6 protein-coding genes are annotated in these 2,803 nt (G+C 29.8%); 5 read left to right on the forward strand and 1 reads right to left on the reverse strand.

Annotation, left to right across the window (positions count from 1 at the left end):
* The first annotated feature begins 231 nt into the window (after nucleotides 1-231).
* The 4 genes from AS180_RS21090 (at nucleotide 232) to AS180_RS21100 (ending at nucleotide 1,667) form a co-directional block, all read left to right on the forward strand.
* Entirely contained in the window at nucleotides 232-816 is a 585-nt protein-coding gene (locus AS180_RS21090; protein ID WP_025908223.1) for a sigma-70 family RNA polymerase sigma factor, read from the forward strand.
* Nucleotides 816-965: a YvrJ family protein gene (locus AS180_RS21990; RefSeq protein ID WP_081801813.1), complete on the forward strand. Its 150-nt coding sequence runs from the start codon at nucleotides 816-818 to the stop codon at nucleotides 963-965. The genes AS180_RS21090 and AS180_RS21990 overlap by 1 nt, the downstream gene beginning before the upstream one ends.
* Before the next feature lie 9 nt (nucleotides 966-974).
* A complete protein-coding gene (locus tag AS180_RS21095) occupies nucleotides 975-1,199 on the forward strand; it encodes a helix-turn-helix domain-containing protein (protein WP_025908224.1) in 225 nt (74 codons plus the stop codon).
* A 96-nt stretch (nucleotides 1,200-1,295) separates the two neighbouring features.
* A complete protein-coding gene (locus AS180_RS21100) occupies nucleotides 1,296-1,667 on the forward strand; it encodes a hypothetical protein (RefSeq protein ID WP_025908225.1) in 372 nt (123 codons plus the stop codon).
* A 31-nt stretch (nucleotides 1,668-1,698) separates the two neighbouring features.
* On the opposite strand, the gene AS180_RS21105 is transcribed toward AS180_RS21100, so the two are convergent.
* On the reverse strand, nucleotides 1,699-1,881 hold the full coding sequence (locus tag AS180_RS21105; RefSeq protein ID WP_025908226.1) for a hypothetical protein: 183 nt from the start codon (nucleotides 1,879-1,881) through the stop codon (nucleotides 1,699-1,701).
* Nucleotides 1,882-2,354: 473 nt separating this feature from the next.
* Here AS180_RS21105 and AS180_RS21110 point away from each other — a divergent pair.
* Nucleotides 2,355-2,803: helix-turn-helix domain-containing protein (locus AS180_RS21110; protein WP_175384227.1), on the forward strand; the 449-nt coding region annotated here is incomplete at its 3' end.

The following is a 2,803-nucleotide window of genomic DNA, read 5'->3' on the forward strand; positions in this document are numbered from 1 at the left end:
TTCCATTATAAAGGACTTTTTGTTTGCCTAAAATAATAAAATTGAAGATTTTGAGTCTTTTTAATAGTTAATTTAAATTAATGCAACACTAGTGTAATTATGATATTTTTTCTATTTTCCGTTCAAAAATGGAGCAGTTTAGTATATAATTAAATAGAACATACGTTCGTTTTCGGTTGTGAATTTTCTTCTTAAATTCCTTTTATATAATTAGAAGGAGGTAGTTAATCTATGTTAAAAAGCAACTATAAAAAAGTAAATCTCTTTTTAATGAAATATGAAAGAGAATTAGAAAACCCCATCATTAAAAGTTTTTTAGAAAAAAAGGAAAATTTTAAGATGTTAGAGCAATCTATCTGTCATCCTCAATTAAAAAATAGAGAGAATTTAGATAAGGCATTTCAAGAATTTTATGCGGAAGTTCGTTTGACTCATTATCTCTCTATGCTCCTAAAATTTTATGCGCAAAAATATTATGTAAAAACAACAAAACACTTCAACCATTATCAACTAATCATGGATAAACCACAAGAAAGTGGAATTTCTTTTGCAGAATTAGTTAGTAGCGATGAAGAGATAATCGATATATTCCTAAAGACATCTAATAATTTAATTGATTTCATAAAGGATCAAAAGTTATGTCAAATAATTAACTCGCTAACCACTAAACAACAACAAATATTAAACTTATCCTTTGTATATCAATTTAGCCATACAGAGATTGGGGCTTTATTAGGAGTTTCTCAGCAATACGTATCTAAAACCTATCAAAAAATCCTCAATAAGATTCGGACCTTGTATGGAGAGGCTATTTAATGGAAACCCAATTTGATTGGCTTACAGCATTGAGTAATGTTGGATTTCCAATTGTTTTAGTTTTTTATTTATTAACTCGCTTAGAAAAAAGCTTTCAAAGATTAGAAGAAGTAATTGAAAATCTAATTGGTGAAATTCAGAAGAAATGAGGAATGACTATGAGCTCATTATATAAATTAGTACAACAAGCAAAAAAAGGTGATGAAACTGCGACTTCGAAAGTTGTCTCTTTATTCATTCCAAAGGTAAAAAAAGAGAGTCAACTAGCCCATTCCTTTGAAGAAAGAGAAGATCTAGAGCAAGAATTACAAATCCAAATATTAAAAGCAATTAATAGGTTTGATACAAGTGCACCAGGTTTTTGGGATTTAATAAAAAAATAAATAAAAAACTTTATATGAGGTTGTTATTTAAGTCGCAGCTAGTCTTTTATATAGTGTAAACAATTTTAAATGATTAATATTTAGGAGGACGATATTATGCCAATGGTAGGAGATACTAAAACAACAACAGAATATATTTCAAAAGCTGAATTACAGAAGAAAATCAGCTTTGCCAAGATCACTGACTATGTAGTTGAAAAAGCTGCAGTCGCGATTGGAGCTGCAATCGGTGGTAAAGTAAAAGGCGTTCTTGGCGCAATTGGTGGTGCTCTCGGTTCAGACTTAGGAAAAGATGCACTTACTACTGCAATTAAGTCGCAAAGCACTACTTTAAAAGGTTATTTAAAGAAGGTTAAAGATAATGATGCAAAAGGTATTAAAGTTACTCAAACTTCACGCTATTCTTATATGAGTGGCTCTGGAACTGCTTGGCACAGATCCAGCAATCCAAAAATTACAACATATTAAGAGATATAACTAAAGCTGACCTGAAGAAAGGTCAGTCTTTAGTATGCTCTTTTTTGTTACGTAGCTCTACTCTTTCAAATATCTTATAAGTAATACCTACTAAAATTGCTAAAAGTATCAACCTAATAAAATAATTGAGTCCATATTCATCACTTAAATAATCTAATATAGATGAATAAATTAATGCAGCAACACCAATTGCTATGTATTTCATTATAGAACACCCCCAAATTATTGGAACGATCTTCTAAATATATTAACATTTGCATTCATCTAAAACAATAGCTGGTATAGACCAATTTTTTTAAAAATGTAACCCTTATCATTTATAGAAATTACGCCGGTCTTAACTTTAAGAGAATTTAAGATTATTAAAATTATTCCTTGAATCACATTGTTTAAATTGGTGAATTTTGCTACAATTAATTTAATTAAATAGTCCGGAAATACAAAAAAGGCAAAGCGTGTTATAGAAGGATTAGGGCCCTTATATAACCGTTCACCGTAACAGCACTACGGTAAACACCTGCTTCACCTTTTTTCTGTAATTCCTATCTGTATTTTACGATAGAATTTCCAGAAAAACAAGGGTTGAGTTTAGTCTCTTTTATTATGATTAAAAGGACGTGTTTACCATACGGTAGATACGTCCTTTTTTGTTTTCTATATAAAAGGGAGAGAATGAGAATGGCAAACCAAAGAATAACAATTATCGCGAATAAAGAAACATACGAAAATCTAGCAACATTTCATTCTATTGATAAATTAAATGAAACTGTGCGTACATATAAAGAAACATATAAAGATCAATTAAATAAGACAGACATAGCTGTATTAGATATCTTACATCGTCACTCTGCAAAGTATACTGGAGTTAGTTTTTTAACTAAGAATAACATTGCTAAAATGGTAGATCGTACACGTAGAACTATTATTAATATCTGTAATAAGCTAGAAAGCTTAGGTATTTTAAAGCAGTATGCTACTAAACGCAAGAGCGATATGCAGCAAACAAGTAACGCTATTGCTATTTTACCTATTCAAGATTCAGAACAAGAAGTGAAAAATGAAGAAAGTAATCAGAATTTCACACAAGAAACTCAAGAAATTTCACACCAAAAAAACAATATCTCTTT

The sequence above is a fragment of the Priestia veravalensis genome, assembly GCF_001457055.1.
Lineage (GTDB): Bacteria > Bacillota > Bacilli > Bacillales > Bacillaceae_H > Priestia > Priestia flexa.

Coding starts and splice junctions, on each gene's coding strand:
- AS180_RS21090 (WP_025908223.1), top strand. CDS start 232: ATGTTAAAAAGCAACTATAAAAAAGTAAATCTCTTTTTAATGAAATAT.
- AS180_RS21990 (WP_081801813.1), top strand. CDS start 816: ATGGAAACCCAATTTGATTGGCTTACAGCATTGAGTAATGTTGGATTT.
- AS180_RS21095 (WP_025908224.1), top strand. CDS start 975: ATGAGCTCATTATATAAATTAGTACAACAAGCAAAAAAAGGTGATGAA.
- AS180_RS21100 (WP_025908225.1), top strand. CDS start 1,296: ATGCCAATGGTAGGAGATACTAAAACAACAACAGAATATATTTCAAAA.
- AS180_RS21105 (WP_025908226.1), bottom strand. CDS start 1,881: ATGAAATACATAGCAATTGGTGTTGCTGCATTAATTTATTCATCTATA.